Here is a 19,849-nt window from a genome sequence, read left to right as displayed (position 1 = left end):
GACCTCAGTTGTGCAGCGCCGCCCACACGTTCAGAGACGCGGCGAAAACGATCCAGGACAAGTAAGGCAGCATCAGCAGCCCGGCCCCGCGGCTGATCGGACCGAAGTACATCACCGTCACAGACACCGCCACGGCAAGGGCAACGATGATGGCAAAGGCGATCCACAGCGCCAGGGTGCCCAGCGCCGGGTACAGGCCGAAGAAAACCGGCGTCCAGAGCAGGTTCAGCGCGAGCTGCACGGCGTAGGCGGTGAGGGCAACCCGGGACCCTTCGGCGCGGCGGCGCCAGACGAGCCAGGCCGCGAAGGCCATCGCGAGGTAGAACACCGTCCAGACAGGCCCGAAGACCCAGTTGAGCGGCGACCACGGCGCCTTGTCCGCGGTGACATACCAGCCGTTGACGTTGCCGGCCGTTGCCAGCCCGCCCAGGCCGGCCACGAGGGCGGAGGCGCCAAGGAACACCAGCAGCCCGAGCACCTCGGAACCGGCCCCGCGCCCTCCGGGCCCAGTCAGCGGGGCAGGGAAACCCGGCGTCATCGGATGTTGACGAGCCTGCATGCTTCCAGCCTAGCCGCTCCGTCCCGGGTCTGTTCCGGGGCCGGTTCCGGGCCGCAGCACGGGGGCGGGCGGATAGACTTGAGCGTGCATGTCCGCATGCCGCCGAAGCTCGTACCGCAATGATTGGATACCGAACACTTGCGAGAATTCACTGCCCGCTTTGCCTCTGCCGAAGAGATCGCCACGTGGGATGCGCACGTCACCGCGAACCCCAATGGCGGCAATCTCCTTCAGTCGGAGGCCTTCGCAGACGTCAAACAGCACTTCGGCTGGAAACCCCTTCACCTCGTTTACGAGACGGCCGACTATACGAGCTACAACCTCGTCCTGGAGAAGTCCTTCCCCCTCCTGGGCAAACTCTGGTACCTGATCAAGGGCCCCGACGTGGCCTCCGTCGACGACATCCCGGGCATCGCGGCAGCCAACGCTGAGTTCGTGAAGCGGGCGAAGCTGGGCGTTTTTGCCATCAAGATCGAGCCGGACATCGTGCTGACCGACGAAGCAAGGCGTGTCATCGAAGGGGCAGGGCTGGTCAAGACCCACAACCTGCAGCCCAATGACTCGACTGCATTGCTGGATATCTCCCCGGAGGAGAACCAACTGTTGCGCAACCTCCACTCCCGCGGCCGCAACGCCGTCCGCCGGGCCATCCGCGAGGGCGTGGAGGTCCGCACAGCGGAGCCCACCGAAGAGAACTTCCGGGCCATGTATGCCCTGATGACCACCACGGTGGAGGCCAAGTCGCAGGTCCGGGTCCGCGAATTCGAGTATTACCGCCAGTTCTGGACCAACTTCATCAACCGGGACCAGGGCCGGCTGCTGTTCGTCCAGGAGAACGGCGTGCCGTCCGTGGGCGCCTTCGTCATCAACTACGGCCGCAAAGGCACCTACAAGGATGGCGGCTCGCTGCAGAAACGCAGCCAGTACGGCGATTCGCACCTCGTCCAGTGGACCGCCATGAACCAGCTCAAGGAGCTGGGCTGCACCGAGTACGACTTCTGCGGCACGCCTCCGAGCGACCAGCTCAAGGACACATCCAACCCGTTCCACGGCCTGGGCCTGTTCAAGACCAGCTTCAGCAAGACCGTCACCGACTTCGTCGGCTGCTACGACCAGGTGCTGAGTCCGCTGAAGTACAAGGCCTGGTTGGCCGCAGGGGAGCGCCTGGCCCGCCAGGTCTACACCCGCCGCACAGGCCAGCAGTTCTACTAAACCGGCTGCACAGGATATTGAGGAGGCCGGAATGACCAAGGAACCCGACGGCCGCCGCAGGCCGCACTCGGACGGACTGCCCCCGACCGAGCCGATGTCGCCCATGCAGGTGCGCCAGAACGCAGCCGCGAAGCGCATGTTGCGGAGGCTGGTACAGGGCGAGAATCCGCCGACAGCCCCCATGAGCATCGTGGACCGGCTTGCCGGCAGCCCCTACGCCAACCCGATGATCCAGGTCGGCGGTGTTGACACCTCGGCCCGCAAGACCATTGACTTTGCGCTGCATCTGGCCGAGTCCATGTTCCGGTACGGCGCCGGAGCCCTCGAAGTCGAAACCAGCATTATCGCCATCACCGCCGCCCTGGGACTGAAGAACATCGAGGTGGACATCACCAACCAGTCGGTGGCCATCAACTATGCACCCAAGGACCAGACCCCCATCACCCTGCTCCGCGTCGTGCGGTCCTGGACCAACAATTACGCGGGTCTGGCAAAGGTGCACCAGCTGGTCACGGACATCGTCGCCGGCGGGGTGGGACGCGAGGAGGCCGTACGCCGGCTCGAGGAAATCACGCACAGTTCAAAGCCGTTCCCGCGCTGGATGGTCACGGCGGCGTTCGGGGTTTTCTCCGCTGTCTTCGTCGGTGTCCTCGGCGGCGGGCCCGGCGCCTCGGCCGTCGCCTTCGTCTCCAACCTGCTGGTCAGCCTGCTGGCCCGTCGGCTGGGGCGCTGGCGCACACCGGACTTCTTCATCACCGCGTCGTGTTCCTTCCTGGTCACCTTCATCGCCCTGCTCCTGTGGCGGTTCGGCACCCCGATAGGCATCCAGATCCCCCCCGCCATCGTGGTGGTCGGCGGAATCCTGCTGCTGCTGCCAACCGGACGGCTCGTCTCCTCGGTGCAGGACGCGATCAACGGCTTCCCGGTCACCGCGGCGGGCCGCTTCCTCTCCACGATGCTGACCTTCGGCGCGCTCGTCACAGGAATCGCCGTCGGCTTCGTGGTGGGGGACATGACCGGCATGGAGCCGATCGACGTCACCGAAACATTCCCGCCCGCGTATCCCTGGTGGGCCGTGGGCATCATGATTGCCGTTGCCGTCGTCGCGATCGGGATCACCGAACAGACCAGCTGGACGCTGCTGCTGCCTACGGCGGCCGTGGGTGTCGTGGGCTATCTGGTCCTCATCGGGGGAGACGCCCTGGGGATCGGGCCGCGGTTCGCCCCGGCTCTCGCCGCCGTCGTGATCGGCCTGCTTGCCCGTGTGGTCGCCCTGCGGATGGGCGCACCACAGCTTGTGGTGGCCGTTCCGGCTGCCCTGATCCTGCTGCCCGGACTCACTATATTCCGGTCAATGTATGTATTGACGATTGAGGAATCCGAGATCCTGATGGGTGCCGGCGGGATGCTCAACGCCGGCGCCATCGTGCTGGGCGTTGCGGCCGGCATCGTGCTCGGAGACACCCTCGCCCGGCCGCTGACGAGGAGCCTGGCCAGCAACGAGCGACGGCGGGCGCGGCGCCGCTAGCACCGGGCCGCCGCGGCGGGCTGACGCTGCCGGTCAGATCTTCCTGGTCAGATCTTGCCGGTTAGATCATCCCTACGGGTAGCTTCTTCTCTGCCTGGAAGTCGTCCTCCACGCGGCCCATCGCCCAGTAGCCGGAGAGCGAAACCTGTCCGCGCTCCAGTCCGCGCTGCCCGTAGAAGACGTCCCGCAGGCTCTTCATGTACCCGCGCTCACCGTGCGCGAAGACCTGGACCCGGCCTTCGGGCCATTCTGTGTCCCGCACGGCGTTGACCAGCAACTCGCTGGCACCTGCAGGCACGCCGCCGCGCAGGAGCCACCGAAGTTCGACGCCGGCCGGTGCGGCCAGCGACTGAATCTCGGCGTCGCCGTCCACCTCCAGGAAGGCGAGGCCGCGGGCGTGCTCCGGCAGGGATTCGATCGCGGCGCTGATCGCCGGCAGGGCGGACTCGTCGCCGGCAAACAGGTACCAGTCCGCCGCGGGGTCCGGGTTGTAGCCGCCGCCTGGCCCGGTGAAGACGAGGCTGTCGCCGGGCCGTGCGGAAGCCGCCCAGGGTCCGGCAAGGCCCTCATCGCCATGGATCACGAAGTCGATGGCGAGCTCTCGGGCCTGCACGTCCACCCAGCGGACGGTGTAGGTCCGGGTGTGCGGCCACTCTTCGCGCGGCATGGTTTCCCTGATGGCCCAGAGGTCCAGCGGCTCCGGGTAGTCGATCCCGGGCTGCGGGAACGCAATCTTGATGTAGCGGTCCACGAAGCCGTTGTTGACGTAGCCGTCAAAGCCCGGGCCGCCCGCGACGACGCGGACCATTTGCGGGGAGAGTTGCTCGCGGCGCAGCACGGAGAGGTTGATCTGCGGTCGCGATTTCCGGCTGGCCGAGGTGGTGGCGGGAACTGAAGTCATGAGGCCAAGCCTAGCCAATGAGCCTGTGTATGAAGCGTGCCCGTGACGCCGGGCCGGGAAGCCCGGTTACGGAAGCGGGGGCAGTTCCCAGTCCACCGTGCCGTTGCCCTGGGCCTGGAGCAGGGCGTTGGCCCGGCTGAACGGCCGCGAGCCGAAGAAGCCCCGTGAGGCCGACAGCGGGCTGGGGTGCGCGCTCGCGATCACCGGCGCCGGCCCCAGCAGCGGGCGGACGGATTCGGCGTCCTTGCCCCACAGGATGACGACGAGGGGGGCCGGGCCGCCGGCCGTGGTCCGGCGGGTCGTGACAGCGCTGATGGCAGCTGCCGTGATCGCTTCCCAGCCCTTGTTGCGGTGCGATCCTGCCGCCCCGGCCCGGACACTCAGGACCCGGTTCAGCAGCAGGACACCCTGCTCCGCCCAGCCGCCGAGATCCCCGTGGATCCGGGGTGGAAGGCCCAGGTCGGCGTCGAGCTCCTTGTAGATATTGGCGAGGCTGCGCGGGATGGGACGGGTGCCGCCGTCCACCGCGAAGGACAGGCCCACGGCGTGGCCCGGCGTCGGGTAGGGGTCCTGGCCCACAATCAGGACCCGGACGCCGGCCAGGGGCTGCCGGAAGGCCCGCAGCACGTTCGACGGCGGCGGGAGCACCTCGTGTCCCTCGGCGGCCTCCGCCGCGAGGAAACCCAGCACCTGCCGCAGCTGCCGTTCCACGGGAGTCAGCGCCTCAGCCCAGTCGGGCGCGACGAGTTCGCTCAGCGGCTGGCGTGCCAGCTCGGCGAAGCCCACGGTGTCACCGGCCAGCCGCTCCAGCTCGAACAGTGCATCGGAATCACCGGGGTCGGAGTGGGGGGAAACGGAAGCAGGCACGGCTCCATTCTTGCAGGGTGCCAAATGACAACCTTGTTATTCGCCCGTAGCATGGGGACTGACCTTTGTCGGATCCAGCCAGGGAGTGTGTCGTGGCCGAAGCAGCACCGGAGCACCTTTCGACGGCGGAATCAGTTGCCGCGGATTTCCGCAGCGAGTCGCCGCTACGCAGCCGCGATCAGCAGATGCTGGCTTTGGAGCGGCAGTGGTGGAAGTACGCCGGGGCCAAAGAACAGGCCATCCGTGAGCTCTTCGATCTGTCCGCGACGCACTATTACCAGATCCTGAATGCGCTCATCGATACCGAGGATGCGCTGGCCCACGATCCCATGCTGGTGAAGAGATTGCGTAGACTACGTACGTCACGCCAACGTGCCCGCACTGCTCGCCGCTTGGGTTCAGACGCGTAAAGCACGGCCGGATGCGCAGACGATCTGCGCGGAAAAGGCCCTGGCAACTCGTAAGAAATCAGCAAGGACGTCGCTTTTACCATGACCAAATACGCGCGGGATGAATTTGACCGGGTCCCGGAGACCCCCACACGGCAGGGTGTGCACCGTGCAGCCGCCGAATCCCGACGCCGCAGCCTGGGTCCCATCCTGGCGGTCGGCGCCGCCGCCCTGGTCATCGGCCTTGTGGCCTTCCTGTTCCTGCCGAAGCTCGGCTTCAACCCCGCCGGAAACTCATCAGCCGTGACTGCGGAACAGCCTGCCGGCAGTCCCACCGCCTCACCGGCGCCCAGCGCCACCAGCCCGGCTCAAACCAGCCAGACAGCCTCCGGCTCCGCAACACCGTCCGGGGCCGCATCGCCCACCGCCACGCCGGCAGAGGGAGCCGCCGTGGACAAGACGCAGCCCGTCACGGTCTACAACGCCAGTGGCACCCCGGGACTGGCGGGCCGGGTGAGCGCACGGGTCGCTGCCGACGGCTGGGTCCCGGGGCCGCTGCGCAACTGGACCGGCGCGCCGCAGACGGGTTCCGTGATTTTTTACGCCGGGCCGGAGCAGAAGGCCAACGCCGAAGCCTTGGCCTCGCTGCTCGGCATCCAGGCCCTTGTCGACTCGGCCGAGTTCAAGATGCCGCTTGTCGTCGTCCTGGGACCCGGCTTCCAGTAGCCGGTTTCGGTTACGCCTGAATAACTATTAGCCGCCAACGCGGTCCGCAGCCTGCACTCCGGCGCGCTGCCGCGGGTACAGTATTTGCGGACTTCGTTTCGCATTCCGCGGCGCACATCGTGGTGGGCCGCCCGCAAGCTAGCTGAAAGTGTGGACACCATGGCATTGGGAACCGTCAAGTGGTTCAACGCCGAAAAGGGCTACGGCTTCATCACCGTGGACAATTCCGGAGACGACGTCTTCGTGCACTGGTCGGCCATCGTGGGGGAGGGCTACCGCGCCCTCGACGAAGGACAGCGCGTGGAACTGGAAGTGGGCGAGGGCGAGAAGGGCCCACAGGCCGAAAGCGTCCGGCCGGCCTAGTGCAACCCCCCGCGGCAGCGCACGTCCGGCAGGTTCCTGCCGGACTGAACCCCGTTCGGCGCCGGACGGCTGCCCTGCGGCTGGTCCGCTGCGCGGCGGTGGGGGCGGCTGCGGTGCTGGCCCTGGCCGGTTGCCTGGCGCCCGCAGGCGGCGCCCGGGTGGAGCGCGCTGAAGCCAGCGGGGACGGCACGCTGAGGATTGGCCTCATCCTGGACAACACGGGCAAGCAGGATTTTCTCAACGCATCCCAGCTCACGGCCGCGAAACTTGCCGTTAAGGAAATCAATGCCGCCGGCGGTCATAAGGGCAAGCCGGTCGAGCTGCTGCCGGAGACCATCAGCGCCGACGCGGCCGCCCAGGCCAAGGCGCTAGCGGCCGCCAAAGCCGACGTCGTGATCGGGCCGACCGACTCCAGCCGTGCCCCCGGCGCCATTGATGTGCTGTCCAACGCGAAGATCGCGCTGATTTCCCCTGCCAACGCGGCGCGCGGTCTGAGCACCTACAATGGCGGCGGCTATTATTTCCGCACCTCCGCTGCCGATGTCGCGCAGGCCCCGGTCCTGGTCAAACTCGCCAAGGATGGCGGCGCCAAAACGCTCGCCATCGTGTACGAGGAAGGCAGCTACGGCACAGACGTCTCCACCGCCGTTGGCGCTGCCACCAAGCAGGCCGGCCTCGGGCCCGTGGCCGTCGCTTCCTTCAAACCGGGCCAGGCGCAACAGGCGGCCGCGGCCGCCAAGGCAGCGGCTCCCGACGCCGTCGTCCTCGTCTCCCGTGACGGAGCGCAGGGCGCCATCGCCGAGCTGAACAACGCCGGCCTCGCGGGACGCAAGCTCATCCTCAGCGACGGCGCCGTCAGCCAGTACGGCTCCGGTCTCGGCTCCCGCGCCCTCGACGGGGCCCGCGGTATCCTTCCGGGGGCGTTTCCGTCGGCACACTTCCAGGGCGAACTGGTGGCCGTTGATCCGGGCCTGAAAGACATGACCTTTGCCGCGGAAACGTACGACGCCGTCAACCTGGCCGCGATCGCGGCGGCCGCGGCAGAGGACGACGCCGGCACCTCCATTGCGTCCCGGCTGATTGCCGTTTCCGGCGGCAGGGCCCAGCCCTCCAACGGGACCCAGACCGCCGACGGGGCCCAGCCCTCCGGCGAGGCTGCGGTGTGCACGTCCTATCAGAAGTGCGTCGACGTCCTGCGCGCGGGCAAGCGCCCTGACTACGACGGCGAATCCGGGCTGATCAACTTCGATTCCCACGGTGATGTCACGTCGGCGGCCTACATGGTGTTCGGCTACGGCGCGGACAACAAGGCCACCATGAGCGGAAGCGAAACAGCCCGCAGCAGCGGCAGCTGATCGCTCGTAGCGTATTGTGCGGCGGCGGAACGCAGGCACAGCGCCGATGCGGGCCAGTGCGGGACGCGCACTGCTTGCACTCTCCCCGGGGGAGTGCTAACTATTGACTTAGCACTCCCGCGTATTGACTGCTAAAACGACGCCCGGTTCGACCGGCCGCGAAGTGAGGCAGCCGGACCAGGAGCGAAAGAGATACCAGGCTGGGTGAGATCCCGGACCCAGCGGCGTACAGAGGCCGCCGGGGAAGGATCGTCCGTCGCGGGCACCGCAGCAAGGTTCATTCTTAACGACTGTCCCGAAAGGACTACTGCCGTTATGGCCAAGATCATTGCATTTGATGAAGAGGCACGCCGCGGTCTTGAGCGGGGCCTGAACATCCTCGCCGACGCCGTCAAGGTCACCCTCGGCCCGCGTGGACGCAACGTTGTCCTCGAAAAGAAGTGGGGCGCCCCCACGATCACCAACGATGGTGTTTCCATCGCCAAGGAGATCGAGCTGGACGACCCTTACGAGAAGATCGGCGCCGAGCTGGTCAAGGAAGTTGCCAAGAAGACGGACGACGTCGCCGGCGACGGAACCACCACCGCTACGGTGCTGGCACAGGCCCTGGTCAAGGAAGGCCTGCGCAACGTCGCAGCCGGAGCGGATCCCCTGTCCCTTAAGCGCGGCATCGAGAAGGCTGTCGAAGCCGTCACCCGCGAACTCCTGGCTTCGGCCAAGGAAATCGAAACCAAGGAAGAGATCGCTGCCACGGCGTCCATCTCTGCCGGTGACGACGAGATTGGCGCCCTGATTGCCGAAGCCCTGGACAAGGTCGGCAAGGAAGGCGTCATCACCGTCGAGGAGTCGAACACCTTCGGCCTCGAGCTGGAGCTCACCGAAGGCATGCGCTTCGACAAGGGTTACATCTCCGCGTACTTCGTCACCGACGCCGAGCGCCAGGAAACGGTCCTTGAGGATCCGTACATCCTGATCGTCAGCTCCAAGATCTCCAGCGTCAAGGATCTGGTTGCTGTCCTTGAAAAGGTCATGCAGTCTTCCAAGCCGCTGCTGATCATCGCCGAAGACATCGAGGGCGAGGCACTGGCCACCCTGATTGTCAACAAGATCCGTGGCACGTTCAAGTCCGTCGCCGTCAAGGCTCCGGGCTTCGGCGACCGCCGCAAGGCGCAGCTCGCGGACATCGCCATCCTCACCGGTGGCCAGGTCATCTCCGAGGAAGTCGGCCTCAAGCTTGAGACTGCCGGCCTCGAACTCCTGGGCCGCGCCCGCAAGGTCGTTGTCACGAAGGATGAGACCACCATCGTTGAGGGTGCAGGTGACGCCGACCAGATTGCCGGCCGCGTTTCCCAGATCCGCGCCGAGATCGAGAACTCCGATTCGGACTACGACCGTGAGAAGCTGCAGGAGCGCCTGGCCAAGCTGGCCGGCGGCGTTGCGGTCATCAAGGCCGGTGCCGCAACCGAGGTCGAGCTCAAGGAACGTAAGCACCGCATTGAGGACGCTGTCCGCAACGCCAAGGCTGCTGTTGAAGAGGGCATCGTCGCCGGCGGTGGCGTTGCCCTGATCCAGGCTGGCGCCAAGGCATTCGCCAACCTGCAGCTCGAAGGCGACGAAGCAACCGGTGCGAACATCGTCCGCGTTGCCATCGACGCCCCGCTGAAGCAGATCGCCTTCAACGCCGGCCTCGAGCCCGGCGTTGTTTTGGACAAGGTCCGCGGCTTGCCCGCAGGCCACGGCCTGAACGCTGCAACCGGCCAGTACGTCGACCTGCTGGCTGCCGGCATCAACGACCCGGTCAAGGTCACCCGCTCTGCCCTGCAGAACGCGGCTTCCATCGCCGGCCTGTTCCTCACCACCGAGGCCGTTGTGGCCGACAAGCCGGAGAGGAACTCCCCGGCCATGGGCGGCGGGGACGACATGGGCGGCATGGGCGGCATGGGCGGTTTCTAACCACCCGGCTCCTACGCCACTGAACATATAGTTCGACACGTATGGTTCGACACATATAGTTCGACACATGTAGTTCGACGACGGCGGTCTCACCTCAGGGTGGGGCCGCCGTCGGCGTTAACCCGCCCGCCCCAACCCCGACGCTCCCACAGACGTCGGCGCGCCTCACCGGTTATGGGGGGAGCGAAGATGCGGGCGGGAGGTCTGGCAGGATAGACCAGTGACGATTACAGCAGCAGCCGACGGTTCGGCTTTAGGAAATCCCGGTCCGGCCGGATGGGCCTGGTATGTGAATGACGACTGCTGGCGGGCCGGCGGGTGGCCGCACGGCACCAACAACCAGGGTGAGTTGATGGCGGTCCTCGACCTGTTCCGGTCCACGGCACACCTGCCCGGCGAGGATCTGCACATCCTCTGCGACAGCCAGTACGTCATCAACTCCGTGACCAAGTGGATGCCGGGCTGGAAGCGCAAGGGCTGGCGCAAGTCTGACGGCAAGCCCGTCATGAACGTGGACCTGCTCAAAGAGATCGATCAGGCGCTGGTTGGCCGCAAGTACAAGTTTGAATGGGTGCGCGGACACGCCGGGCACGACCTCAATGAGGCAGCGGACGACCGCGCAAGGGCGGCGGCCACGGCCTTCCAGCAGGGCGTGGCGGCCCGCCAGGGCCCAGGGTTCGGCCCGACGGCGGGGGGCACTGCGCCCGCGCCGCAGGCCGCACCTGCGCCCGCGCCGCAGGCCGCACCAACCGCCGCGCCCGCCGCCCTGTGGCAGGCGTCGGCGCCGGAAGGCCAGCAGGAGCTGTTCGGCCAGGCCGGGTCCTTCGACGAACCCGATCTTTTCAGCGAGCTCGAAGAGGAGTCCACGCCGGCCCCCGGCACGGACTCCAGCCCGGAAGCCATCGTCGAAGCGCTGGAACGCGAGCTCCTCCTTCCGGAAACCCGGGCCGACATCGGACGCATCGGCGTGCTGCTGCACCCTGACTTCACCGAAATCGGGAGCTCGGGCCGTATCTGGACACGGGACGCCATGATGATGGCGCTGGAAGAGAACCCGAAAGGACCCACCGAACTGGAGCTTCTGGGTGCAGACCGTCTGGGCGAGAGCGCCATCCTGCTGACCTACCGCAGCTATACCCGCTCGGGAACGACCCTGCGCAGCTCCCTTTGGGTCCATGACGGGGCGCAATGGCGGCTCCGCTTCCACCAGGGCACTCCCGAGGCTTAGGGCCGGGAACGGGGCCGGTGCGGCGCCACTCAGCTGAAGCGCTGGGTGTTGTTCAGCTCGGTCTGGTCATAGCTGGCCGCCGCCGAATTGAGCGCCAGATTGATGGACGCCAGGGACGACTCAACCCTGCCTTGGGTCAGGGTCCACTCTGCGACGAGGGCTTGGAAGTTGCTGGCCGCGGAGCCTCGCCAGCTGGCCTGCAGCTCGTCCAGGCCGCGCTTCATGGCTTGGACGTCCGCGCTGATCCGCTCGACTGTGGCCTTCACATTCGCTGACTTGAGCTGGAGTAGTTCCGTGTCGACGGAGATGATGCTCATGGGGGTAGCCTCTCGACGGTGCCTGGAAGCAGCCCCGCTCCAACGTCACGAAGGCGACGCCGGAAGGGGGCTGCCCCGTCCGGACTTTCCGGACACAACGAGCGTAGGCCGGGGAGACCAACGCGGCCCGCGGCCGATTCGGCTATGTGGACAACCGGCGTGCGGAAGAGCCCAGACGAAGAGCCCCAGCCCATGAGGCCGGCCGAAGAGCCCCAGCCAATGAGGCCGGCCGAAGACAGGAGCCGGGGGCCCCGATCAGGAATCAGGCGTCGGCTGAGGCTCCGGGGCCGGCGCTCGTCGGTGCGTCGGCTGACACAGTTTCCTCTGACGGTGCGTGGGCTGCCCTGGCCTCATCCGACACGGTGTCGTCGGCCGCGGCTTCGTCCAGGAACGGAAGGCTGACCACGAGGGTGGCGCCCCCGCCGTCGGTCTTCTCGACCCGGACCGTGCCGGAGTGCGAGCCGACGATGGCCGCCACGATCGCGAGCCCGAGCCCGCTGCCGCCTGTTTCCCTGGTCCGTGACGTGTCCGCGCGGTAGAACCGCTCGAAGACCCGGGAAGCTTCCTCGTCGGGCACTCCGGGGCCGTGGTCCCGGACCTCGAAAACGGACTGCCGCGATCCGTCCTCGGACGTCCGGACGCCGACGGCGAGTTCAATGGGGGTGCCCTCCGGCGTGTAGCGCAAGGCGTTGCCGACGAGGTTGCCGACCACCTGCCGCAGTTTCGCCTCGTCGCCCAGCACGGGCGCCGGGCCGGCGGGACCGCCGTCGAGCCCCGTGAGCGAGATGGTGCGGCTGCGCTCGCTGGCCTGGGTGTCCACCATGGCGTCGTGGGCGAGCAGCAACAGGTCAGCGGGCTTCTGCTGCAGCGGCCGCTGCTCATCGATGCGGGCCAGCAGCAGCAGGTCCTCCACCATGGTGCCCATCCGCTTTGCTTCACTTTCGATCCGCCCCATGGCGGTGGCTACGTCCTCCGGAGTGGATAGTGCGCCGTGCCGGTACAGCTCCGAGAACCCGCGGATGGTGACGAGCGGGGTCCGCAGCTCGTGGGAGGCATCGGCGGCGAAACGACGCATCCGCGACTCGGACGCCATGCGGGCGGCGAAGGCCGTTTCGATATGCGCCAGCATGGCGTTGAGTGAGCTGCCGAGCCTGCCCACCTCGGTGTTGGGGTTTTCGATTTCCACCCGCCTCGAGAGGTCACCGGCGGCGATGGCCGCCGCGGTCTTTTCCACCCGCGCCAACGGCCGGAAGGACCGGGAGATACTCCAAGTGGCGATGAAGAAGGCCAGCACCAGGGTCAGCAGCCCGACGCCGACCATCACCAGGACGGCGTGTTCCATCACCGAATCCACCGGCGCGAGCGGGAGCCCGATCACCACCACGGAGGTGCGCTCGTTGCTGTCGACCACGCTGAGGGCCACGACCCGCCAGTTGCGATCGTCGGTTCCGCGGACCTGATAGGGCGCCTGCTGGCGCACCCTGGCCTCGGCGGCGGAAATATTCTTGATGTCCGGGTGTGATTCCTTGTCGCCACCGAACGGATAGGGCGGCAGTCCGGGGCTGAAGAGCATCAGGGAATAGTCGGTGGGAATGTTCGGGTTCTGCTCCTGCAGTTGGCTGAAGGACTTTTGCTGGCGCACGGAATCGACGGCGGCCTTGAGCTTGTCGTCCACCTGGCCCTGCAGGTAGCTGTGCAGCAGCGTCAGGGTGCCGGCGCCGGTGGCGGTGAGCGCCACCAGCATCAGGGCTGTCATGATGGCGACGAGCTGCGACCTCAGCGAGGCCGATTTCCAACGGTGCAGCAAGGTCAGCGCTTCTCTGCCGTCCGCAGCACGTAGCCCACGCCGCGCTTGGTCTGGATCAGGGCCGGGGCGTCCGGATCGATGTCCACCTTGCGGCGCAGGTAGGAAATATAGGACTCCACGATCGACGCGTCACCGTTGAAATCGTATTCCCAGACGTGGTCCAGGATCTGGGCCTTGGACAGGACACGGTTGGGGTTGAGCATGAGGTAGCGCAGGAGTTTGAATTCGGTGGGGGAGAGCTCGATCACGGTGCCGCCGCGGCGTACCTCGTGGGCGTCGTCGTCGAGCGCCAGGTCATCCACGCGGATGACGGCGTCGTCGTCCTGCAGCGGCTGGGTGCGGCGCAGCACGGCACGGATGCGCGCCACCACTTCGTCGAGGCTGAACGGCTTGGTGACGTAGTCGTCGCCGCCCACCGTCAGCCCCATGACCTTGTCCTCGGTGTCGTCCTTCGCGGTCAGGAAGAGCACAGGAAAGTGCTTGCCCGCGGCGCGCAGCCGGCGGGTGACGGTGAAGCCGTCCATGTCCGGCAGCATGACATCCAGCACGGCGAGGTCGGGGGAGTGGAGCTCCGCCGCGGCCAGCGCCTCGCGCCCGTTGCCCGCGGAGACCACCTCAAAGCCGGCGAAGCGGAGCGACGTGGAGAGCAGCTCGCGGATGTTCGGTTCATCATCGACGACGAGGAGCTTGGCTTCTGGACCGTTCTTTTTCATAACTCCCATGATGCTCCCAGACTCTGGGAGTTTTCTGAATGGCAGATGTATGTTTTATGGATCGTTGCGTGGCGTCAGCAGGCTGACCTCATTGAGGGCGCGGCGCAGCTCCTGGTACCGCTTCGCCCCCAGGGCGGCGGCCCATTTCTGCTCCGTCTCCGCAATGATCCGCAGGGAAAGCTCGACGGCGGCCTCGCCGGCCGGGGTGAGCGTGGCGATTTTGGCCCGTGAGTCGGAAGGGTCCGGGGTGATCCGGACGTACCCCTCCCGCTCCAGGTGCTTCATGAACTGGCCGATGCCCGCCTTCGTGATGGCGGCCCGCTGGGCAAGCAGCGAAAGCCGCAGCCCTTCCGGCGGGATGAGTGCCATCACGCGGTAGTGCGAGGGCCGCAGTCCCGGCAGTGAATGCGCTGAAATTTCGGCACGGAAGCTGTTGAACGCCCCGGCGAGCAGGCCGGCGATGTGGGGTTCCGCGGCGGGTTGCTGCCCGGGCCCATTGACGTCGATCATAAACTTACTTTACCATCAGCGTAGTAAATGTAGTTTACCAACGGAGCGCTGCGAGGATCGTCATGACGGCTGCAGTTCTGGACAACATGGACATCCTGGGCGTAGCGGTCCCGGAGCCGCGGGAACTCGCCGCAATCGCAGCCGCGTGCCTCGGTGAATCCCGGGTGGAGCTGCTCTCCGCCGATGCAGCGCCGCTGGCGCCGGTGTACAACATGACCACGGGCGGGCTGTGGCGGGTACGGGGGACCGCACGCACCAGCTGCGGGGGCCCGCGCGGGAGTATCGGCGTCGTCCCCTTCAGCGTAGTGGTGAAGCTTATCCAGTCGCCGCTGCTCTGGTCCGGGATCGGTCAGGTTCCCGAACCACTGAGAAGCGGGCTGCTGGAGCGGTTCCCCTGGCAAACGGAAGCCCTGGTCTACGGCTCCGATCTGCCGGCCCTCCTGCCCCGCGGCGGACGGATGCCGCGCATCTACCGCGTGGCCGAGGTCGATCCGCAGCGCATCGCCATCTGGATGGAGGACGTGGCCGAGGCCCCCGCCGCGGCGTGGACGGACCACCGCTTCGCCGGCGCCGCCCGATTCCTGGGCCGGCTGGCCGGCAGCCGGCAGGTGCGGGAGCGCGGTCCCGCCGGGAGTGCCATCCGCGATGTGCAGGGGCTGAAGTTCTATCTGGACGGCGTGGCGTCAGCGGTGTTCATTCCGGGCATCCAGGGAGCCGAACTCTGGGCGCACCCGGCGGTGGCCGCCGCCGCAGACGCGCAGCTGATCACCGGCCTGCGCGGCCTGGCGGAACGCGCGCGCGGTCTGCTCGACATTATTGCGGCGCTTCCCACCCTTCCGGCCCACGGTGACGCCAGCCCCCAGAACCTGCTGATCAACCCTGACGCCGGGCCGGCCGGCAGCGCCGGAGATGCAGGGTTCACTGTGATCGACTGGGGCATGTACGGCTTCGCCTGCGTGGGGTTCGATCTCAGCCAACTGCTCGCCGGGTGGGTTAACCAGGGCCAGCTGCACGGCAGCGAGCTGTACCGGCTCGAACCGCTGTGCCTGGCCGCCTACTGCGAGGGGCTCGCCGAGTCCGGGACCCCGGTGGCCGAAGCGCACGTCAGTCGCGGCCACGCCGCCTCCATGGCGCTTTTCACCGGCCTGGCCGCGGTCGCAACGCAGCGGCTGGCGGAACCGGACTCCGCCGAGCTGCGCTCCCTGGTGTCCGGGCGGGTGGAGATGGCCCGCTTCATCCTGGAGCTGCTCGCTGCTACGGACAAGGAACGCTGCTAGCTCGCCGTGCCCACGTCCTTGGCATCCATGATCCGGTACGCGTAGCCCTGCTCGGCCAGGAAGCGCTGGCGCTTGGCCGCGAAGTCCTGGTCCAGGGTGTCCCGGGCAACGAGGGAATAGAACCGGGCCGCGCGGCCGTCCTTCTTGGGCCGCAGCAGCCGGCCCAGGCGCTGGGCTTCCTCCTGGCGGGAGCCGAAGGAGCCGGAGACCTGGATTGCGACGGAGGCCTCGGGCAGGTCGATCGAGAAGTTGGCGACCTTGGACACCACGAGGGTCTGGACCTCGCCGGCGCGGAAGGCGTCGAAGAGCTTCTGGCGATCCTTCACGGAGGTGTCGCCCTTGATTACCGGGGCCCGGAGGCGTTCGCCGATCTCGTCCAGCTGGTCGATGTACTGCCCGATCACGAGCAGCTGCTCGCCGGCATGCTCGGCCACGAGCTGTTCCACCACGAGCGTCTTGGACTCCGAAGTGGCGCACAGGCGGTACTTGTCCGCGTCCTCGGCCATCGCATAGGCCACGCGTTCATCGCGCGGGAGATCGATCCGGACCTCCACGCAGTCCGCCGGAGCGATGTAGCCCTGGGCCTCGATGTCCTTCCACGGCGCGTCGTAACGCTTGGGGCCGATCAGGCTGAAGACCTCGCCCTCGCGCCCGTCCTCGCGGACCAGGGTGGCGGTGAGGCCGAGCCGGCGTCGTGCCTGCAGGTCCGCCGTCATCCGGAAGATCGGGGCAGGCAGCAGGTGGACCTCGTCGTAGATGATGAGCCCCCAGTCATTGCCGTCCAGAAGCTCCAGATGGGAATACAGGCCGCCGCGCTTGGTGGTCAGCACCTGGTAGGTCGCGATCGTGACGGGACGGACTTCCTTGAGGGAGCCGGAGTATTCGCCGATCTCCTCCTCGGTGAGGGACGTCCGCTTGAGCAGCTCGTCCTTCCATTGCCGGGCGGACACCGTGTTCGTCACCAGGATGAGGGTGGTGGTGGAACTCGTGGCCATCGCCGCCGCGCCTACCAGCGTTTTGCCGGCTCCGCAGGGAAGCACGACGACGCCGCTGCCGCCGGCCCAGAAGTTCTCCATCGCCAGCTGCTGGTACGGGCGGAGCTTCCAGCCGGACTCGTCCAGCATGATCGGATGGGGCGTGCCATCGACGTAGCCGGCCAGGTCCTCGGCAGGCCAGCCGATCTTGAGCAGCAGCTGCTTGAGCTGACCGCGCTGGGAGGAATGCACCACCACGGTCTCGCCGTCGATCCGCGCGCCCAGCAGGGGAGCGATCTTCTTGGCGCGGCTGACCTCCTCGAGCACCGGGTAGTCGGAGGTGCGCATCACGAGGCCGTGCTGGGGATCCTTCTCGAGCCGCAGCCGGCCGTAGCGGGACATGGTCTCTTCGACGTCGATCAGCAGGGAATGCGGCACCGGGAACCGGGAGTACTTCAACAGCGTGTCCAGGACCTTTTCGGCGTCGAGCCCTGCGGCCCGGGCGTTCCAGAGGCCCAGCGGCGTCAGCCGGTAGCTGTGCATGTGTTCCGGGGCGCGCTCCAGTTCGGCGAAGGGGGCGATGGCGTGGCGTGCTTCGGTGGCCAGTTCGTGGTCGACCTCAAGCAGGATGGTTTTGTCACTCTGGACGATCAGCGGTCCGTCATTCACTGGAGCAATTCCTCAGCGGCTTCTACGTCAATAATCCGGTGGATGGACAGGACGCGTTCGGTTTCCTTCTCCGGGTCAAAGACCCGCACGCGTCCGCCGTTTACAGCTACCGGAACAACCGTTTCGCGGTTGGCATTCCCCAGGCTGTCCACCACGTTCATGACCACCCGCTGTTTGAGCCTGATCGCCTTCAGCAGGGTTTCCAGCCCCAGCTGGGTGGCCTCCTCGCTGCCGGGAGACGCGGCGGGATGGCCCCCGGACCCGCCGGCTGCCGGGCGCCCGCTGCGCAGCACAGAGAGTTGGGCGTCGACGTCGGCTGCCGGCGGGGCTGTGCGCGGGGCGGTGTACACCGGGCGCGCGGAGCCGGGAACGGCGGTGCCGCGGCGCAACCGGAGGACAGCGGACTCGGGCTCCTCCAGCGCCGGGGACAGCCCCAGGCTCCGGAGCAGCTGCGCGGTTTCCCGGGGCGCGGCCTGGGAGATCAGCACGGTGGGTGCGATGCGCGTCAGGCCCAGGCCGGCCGCAGCGGAGGTATTGAGCAGCTCCAGCAGCGCCGTTTCATCGTCGCTCTGGATGAAGCTGGCGGCGGCGCCGACGCGGAGGCTGGCGTGGCGGGCGGCGGTGTCTTCGATCAGGTAGCTGAGCGGCTGCGGGATGTCCGTGGCCGAATGCTGGCGCAGGAAGTCCAGCAGGGCCCCGGCGTCCTGGCCGGCGTCGAGCGCCCGGCGGACTGAGGAGACGGAGAAGCGGTAGATCGTGGCCGGCCCCTGGCCCTCGGCGTCGGCCATGGTCAGGAGTCTCTCGCTCAGTTCCGGGGCGAGGTAGCCGGGTGCCACTGCGGTCAGGTCGGCCTGCAGCAACACGTGGTTCAGTGCGGCGGGCAGGTGCTCGCCCAGGATGCCGAGGGCATCGTCGGGCTGCTCGGCCGCGATTGCCGCCCCGATCTGGCTCAGGGCGCCGGAGCCGATGAGACCGAGCATTTCGGCCTCGGCCAGGACACCGCGGATCAGCGAGCTGAAGCGCCGGGCCATCCGGGGCTGTGCCCAGTCGGCGCGTTCCAGGACGGCCGCGGCGTCCAGCACCGGAGCCTGCCCGTCCGGCGCCGAGGCTTCCTGGGTGAGTTCATTCAGGATTTCCAGTATCCGTTTCCGGACTACGGGGGCGTCCGGCCGCTGGGCCTCGGCTGAGAGCGCATTGATGGTGGTGCCTGCCGGGCCACGGTGTGCGGCCGGTCCCGGCGCGCCGCCGTTCACGGGCTGACCGACGAGCGAGGGAGCACGCTCGCTGGCGAGCCAGGCGTTGACCAGCCAGAGCCATTGCTCCTGGCGCGGCAGCGTCAGCCACTCCAGCTGGGGCGGCTGGACCCAGGCGGAGCTGTCGACGTCGAGGCGCAGCAGGCCGGCGAGGGCGCACAGCTCGGCCAGAACGCCGGCCTCGTGCAGCTCGATCCGCAGTGAATCGGCCAGGCGCTTCAACTCCCGCACCCCCACACCGCCGCTGCGCAGGGTGACCAGCGGTTGTTCACGGGCGATGTAGAGCAACTCGCCGACGAGGCGAAGGGTTTCGGCGATCGCTCCCAGGGCGGCGTTGCGGCGCAGCGCAGCGCTCGTTGAACCCAGCCGGGGCACCGGGGGGGCCAGCGCGAAGTTCTCAATGACGAAGCCGCCGCGCAGCGAGACGCCGACGCTGTGCGGAAGTTCCACGTGGGCGGCGTCCAGCGGCACCAGCAGACCCCGGCCCAGCAGCCAGTCCACGGGTCCGACGTCGGAGCCTTCGGTGGCCACGGAAGCGCGGCGCTGCGCCTGGGGTACGGCACCCATGGCCCAGTTCCCGAACCGGGCGAGCAGCGCCGTCGTGCGTTCCGGGGCGGTGGCAAGGATCTGCTGGAGGGATTCGGGCGAGGCTGTCCAGTGCTGCAGCGACAGGGCCGCCTCCATCGGCGTGGTGGCGGGGGAGATGGCGGCGCCGCTGCGGTGCAGCTCCCCGACGAGCTGGACCACGCGTTGGGCAAACGCGGGCTGGAGCCGCACGAGCTCGGTGTAGCTGCGCCCCAGCCCGGCCGGGTAGATGCCGATGACGTCTTTGAGGCAGCCGACCGGAAGGTAGTAACGCTGCCGCGCGGCGGCGGCCGGAGCGACGCCGTGCGGGGGCTCGGCCCGGTGCACGAGCGCCAGCTCCTGCAGCGAATGCAGCAACCTGTCGATCGATGTCAGGGAGGAGCCGTTGATCAGCTTCTTCAGCATCGCGGACGAAGCGCTGTGGCCGGTGTCGGTGTTGGTGCACAGGTGCAGCGTTTCCAGCGCCTGCATCTCCGGGCGGTTAAGCCGCTCCAGGGCGCGCTGCACGCTCACCCGGCCGCTCGCCCGGGCGGCGAGGGCGGCGAAGTCCGGAACACCGGGGGAGATGAGGTCCGGCCGCGCGGAGAACAAGGCCCGCAACGAGTCGTCGCTGCGTGCCTCCAGTTCCTTGCTGAGCGCGCGAATAAGGGACATCAGTCCAAC

General features: G+C 67.6%; 18 protein-coding genes. 9 read left to right on the top strand and 9 right to left on the bottom strand.

Translation table 11 applies throughout. From position 1 onward, the window contains the following. Window positions 1-4: 4 nt before the first annotated feature. Window positions 5-559 (bottom strand): TspO/MBR family protein, encoded by a 555-nt coding sequence (locus tag ACVWZ8_RS03960; protein ID WP_456503865.1) that lies wholly within the window; start codon window positions 557-559, stop codon window positions 5-7. Between the two features lie 138 nt (window positions 560-697). Between ACVWZ8_RS03960 and ACVWZ8_RS03955 the strand changes: the two genes are divergently transcribed. Next, window positions 698-1,771, top strand: a complete 1,074-nt coding sequence (locus tag ACVWZ8_RS03955; RefSeq protein ID WP_456503864.1) for a lipid II:glycine glycyltransferase FemX — start codon at window positions 698-700, stop codon at window positions 1,769-1,771. 31 nt (window positions 1,772-1,802) lie between these two features. After that, window positions 1,803-3,299, top strand: a complete 1,497-nt coding sequence (locus ACVWZ8_RS03950; protein ID WP_456503863.1) for a threonine/serine ThrE exporter family protein — start codon at window positions 1,803-1,805, stop codon at window positions 3,297-3,299. 61 nt (window positions 3,300-3,360) lie between these two features. On the opposite strand, the gene ACVWZ8_RS03945 is transcribed toward ACVWZ8_RS03950, so the two are convergent. Beyond that, window positions 3,361-4,200: a siderophore-interacting protein gene (locus tag ACVWZ8_RS03945; protein WP_456503862.1), complete on the bottom strand. Its 840-nt coding sequence runs from the start codon at window positions 4,198-4,200 to the stop codon at window positions 3,361-3,363. 66 nt (window positions 4,201-4,266) lie between these two features. Beyond that, window positions 4,267-5,067, bottom strand: coding sequence for a uracil-DNA glycosylase (locus ACVWZ8_RS03940; RefSeq protein ID WP_456503861.1), 801 nt, complete (start codon window positions 5,065-5,067; stop codon window positions 4,267-4,269). 92 nt (window positions 5,068-5,159) lie between these two features. Between ACVWZ8_RS03940 and ACVWZ8_RS03935 the strand changes: the two genes are divergently transcribed. The 6 genes from ACVWZ8_RS03935 (at window position 5,160) to ACVWZ8_RS03910 (ending at window position 11,081) form a co-directional block, all read left to right on the top strand. Further along, window positions 5,160-5,477: a DUF3263 domain-containing protein gene (locus ACVWZ8_RS03935; protein ID WP_456503860.1), complete on the top strand. Its 318-nt coding sequence runs from the start codon at window positions 5,160-5,162 to the stop codon at window positions 5,475-5,477. A gap of 81 nt (window positions 5,478-5,558) precedes the next feature. Further along, on the top strand, window positions 5,559-6,182 hold the full coding sequence (locus tag ACVWZ8_RS03930) for a LytR C-terminal domain-containing protein (protein WP_456503859.1): 624 nt from the start codon (window positions 5,559-5,561) through the stop codon (window positions 6,180-6,182). A gap of 159 nt (window positions 6,183-6,341) precedes the next feature. Then, complete coding sequence (locus tag ACVWZ8_RS03925) at window positions 6,342-6,545, top strand: cold-shock protein (RefSeq protein WP_306913114.1); 204 nt, start codon at window positions 6,342-6,344, stop codon at window positions 6,543-6,545. 74 nt (window positions 6,546-6,619) lie between these two features. Continuing rightward, complete coding sequence (locus tag ACVWZ8_RS03920; protein ID WP_456505900.1) at window positions 6,620-7,900, top strand: ABC transporter substrate-binding protein; 1,281 nt, start codon at window positions 6,620-6,622, stop codon at window positions 7,898-7,900. Window positions 7,901-8,215: 315 nt separating this feature from the next. Continuing rightward, on the top strand, window positions 8,216-9,853 hold the full coding sequence (groL, locus tag ACVWZ8_RS03915) for a chaperonin GroEL (RefSeq protein ID WP_456503858.1): 1,638 nt from the start codon (window positions 8,216-8,218) through the stop codon (window positions 9,851-9,853). 220 nt (window positions 9,854-10,073) lie between these two features. Further along, a complete protein-coding gene (locus ACVWZ8_RS03910) occupies window positions 10,074-11,081 on the top strand; it encodes an RNase H family protein (protein ID WP_456503857.1) in 1,008 nt (335 codons plus the stop codon). Between the two features lie 29 nt (window positions 11,082-11,110). Here ACVWZ8_RS03910 and ACVWZ8_RS03905 read toward each other — a convergent pair whose 3' ends face one another. The 4 genes from ACVWZ8_RS03905 to ACVWZ8_RS03890 form a co-directional block, all read right to left on the bottom strand. Beyond that, a complete protein-coding gene (locus ACVWZ8_RS03905; protein WP_426976175.1) occupies window positions 11,111-11,398 on the bottom strand; it encodes a WXG100 family type VII secretion target in 288 nt (95 codons plus the stop codon). A gap of 262 nt (window positions 11,399-11,660) precedes the next feature. Next, window positions 11,661-13,205, bottom strand: a complete 1,545-nt coding sequence (locus tag ACVWZ8_RS03900) for an ATP-binding protein (RefSeq protein WP_456503856.1) — start codon at window positions 13,203-13,205, stop codon at window positions 11,661-11,663. A gap of 2 nt (window positions 13,206-13,207) precedes the next feature. Next, the gene (locus ACVWZ8_RS03895; protein WP_426979812.1) at window positions 13,208-13,918 is read right to left on the bottom strand and encodes a response regulator transcription factor; all 711 of its coding nucleotides are present in this window, start codon (window positions 13,916-13,918) and stop codon (window positions 13,208-13,210) included. A gap of 54 nt (window positions 13,919-13,972) precedes the next feature. Beyond that, on the bottom strand, window positions 13,973-14,428 hold the full coding sequence (locus tag ACVWZ8_RS03890; protein WP_456503855.1) for a MarR family winged helix-turn-helix transcriptional regulator: 456 nt from the start codon (window positions 14,426-14,428) through the stop codon (window positions 13,973-13,975). Window positions 14,429-14,490: 62 nt separating this feature from the next. Between ACVWZ8_RS03890 and ACVWZ8_RS03885 the strand changes: the two genes are divergently transcribed. Next, window positions 14,491-15,705, top strand: a complete 1,215-nt coding sequence (locus ACVWZ8_RS03885; RefSeq protein ID WP_426976178.1) for a phosphotransferase — start codon at window positions 14,491-14,493, stop codon at window positions 15,703-15,705. On the opposite strand, the gene ACVWZ8_RS03880 is transcribed toward ACVWZ8_RS03885, so the two are convergent. Both ACVWZ8_RS03880 and ACVWZ8_RS03875 read right to left on the bottom strand, forming a co-directional pair. Continuing rightward, window positions 15,702-17,348: a DNA repair helicase XPB gene (locus tag ACVWZ8_RS03880; protein WP_426976179.1), complete on the bottom strand. Its 1,647-nt coding sequence runs from the start codon at window positions 17,346-17,348 to the stop codon at window positions 15,702-15,704. The genes ACVWZ8_RS03885 and ACVWZ8_RS03880 overlap by 4 nt on opposite strands. Then, entirely contained in the window at window positions 17,345-19,840 is a 2,496-nt protein-coding gene (locus ACVWZ8_RS03875; protein ID WP_426976180.1) for a helicase-associated domain-containing protein, read from the bottom strand. Before ACVWZ8_RS03875 ends, ACVWZ8_RS03880 begins: the two co-directional genes overlap by 4 nt. Between the last annotated feature and the right edge of the window lie 9 nt (window positions 19,841-19,849).

This window comes from Arthrobacter sp. UYCu723, assembly GCF_054059215.1.
This window is presented reverse-complemented; position numbering and strand designations above follow the sequence as displayed.

Excerpts from the sequence above, each read along its gene's own strand:
- ACVWZ8_RS03895 (WP_426979812.1), bottom strand. The coding sequence starts at position 13,918 with ATGAAAAAGAACGGTCCAGAAGCCAAGCTCCTCGTCGTCGATGATGAA.
- ACVWZ8_RS03905 (WP_426976175.1), bottom strand. The coding sequence starts at position 11,398 with ATGAGCATCATCTCCGTCGACACGGAACTACTCCAGCTCAAGTCAGCG.
- ACVWZ8_RS03885 (WP_426976178.1), top strand. The coding sequence starts at position 14,491 with ATGACGGCTGCAGTTCTGGACAACATGGACATCCTGGGCGTAGCGGTC.
- ACVWZ8_RS03925 (WP_306913114.1), top strand. The coding sequence starts at position 6,342 with ATGGCATTGGGAACCGTCAAGTGGTTCAACGCCGAAAAGGGCTACGGC.
- groL (WP_456503858.1), top strand. The coding sequence starts at position 8,216 with ATGGCCAAGATCATTGCATTTGATGAAGAGGCACGCCGCGGTCTTGAG.
- ACVWZ8_RS03890 (WP_456503855.1), bottom strand. The coding sequence starts at position 14,428 with ATGATCGACGTCAATGGGCCCGGGCAGCAACCCGCCGCGGAACCCCAC.
- ACVWZ8_RS03960 (WP_456503865.1), bottom strand. The coding sequence starts at position 559 with ATGCAGGCTCGTCAACATCCGATGACGCCGGGTTTCCCTGCCCCGCTG.
- ACVWZ8_RS03945 (WP_456503862.1), bottom strand. The coding sequence starts at position 4,200 with ATGACTTCAGTTCCCGCCACCACCTCGGCCAGCCGGAAATCGCGACCG.
- ACVWZ8_RS03930 (WP_456503859.1), top strand. The coding sequence starts at position 5,559 with ATGACCAAATACGCGCGGGATGAATTTGACCGGGTCCCGGAGACCCCC.
- ACVWZ8_RS03875 (WP_426976180.1), bottom strand. The coding sequence starts at position 19,840 with ATGTCCCTTATTCGCGCGCTCAGCAAGGAACTGGAGGCACGCAGCGAC.
- ACVWZ8_RS03950 (WP_456503863.1), top strand. The coding sequence starts at position 1,803 with ATGACCAAGGAACCCGACGGCCGCCGCAGGCCGCACTCGGACGGACTG.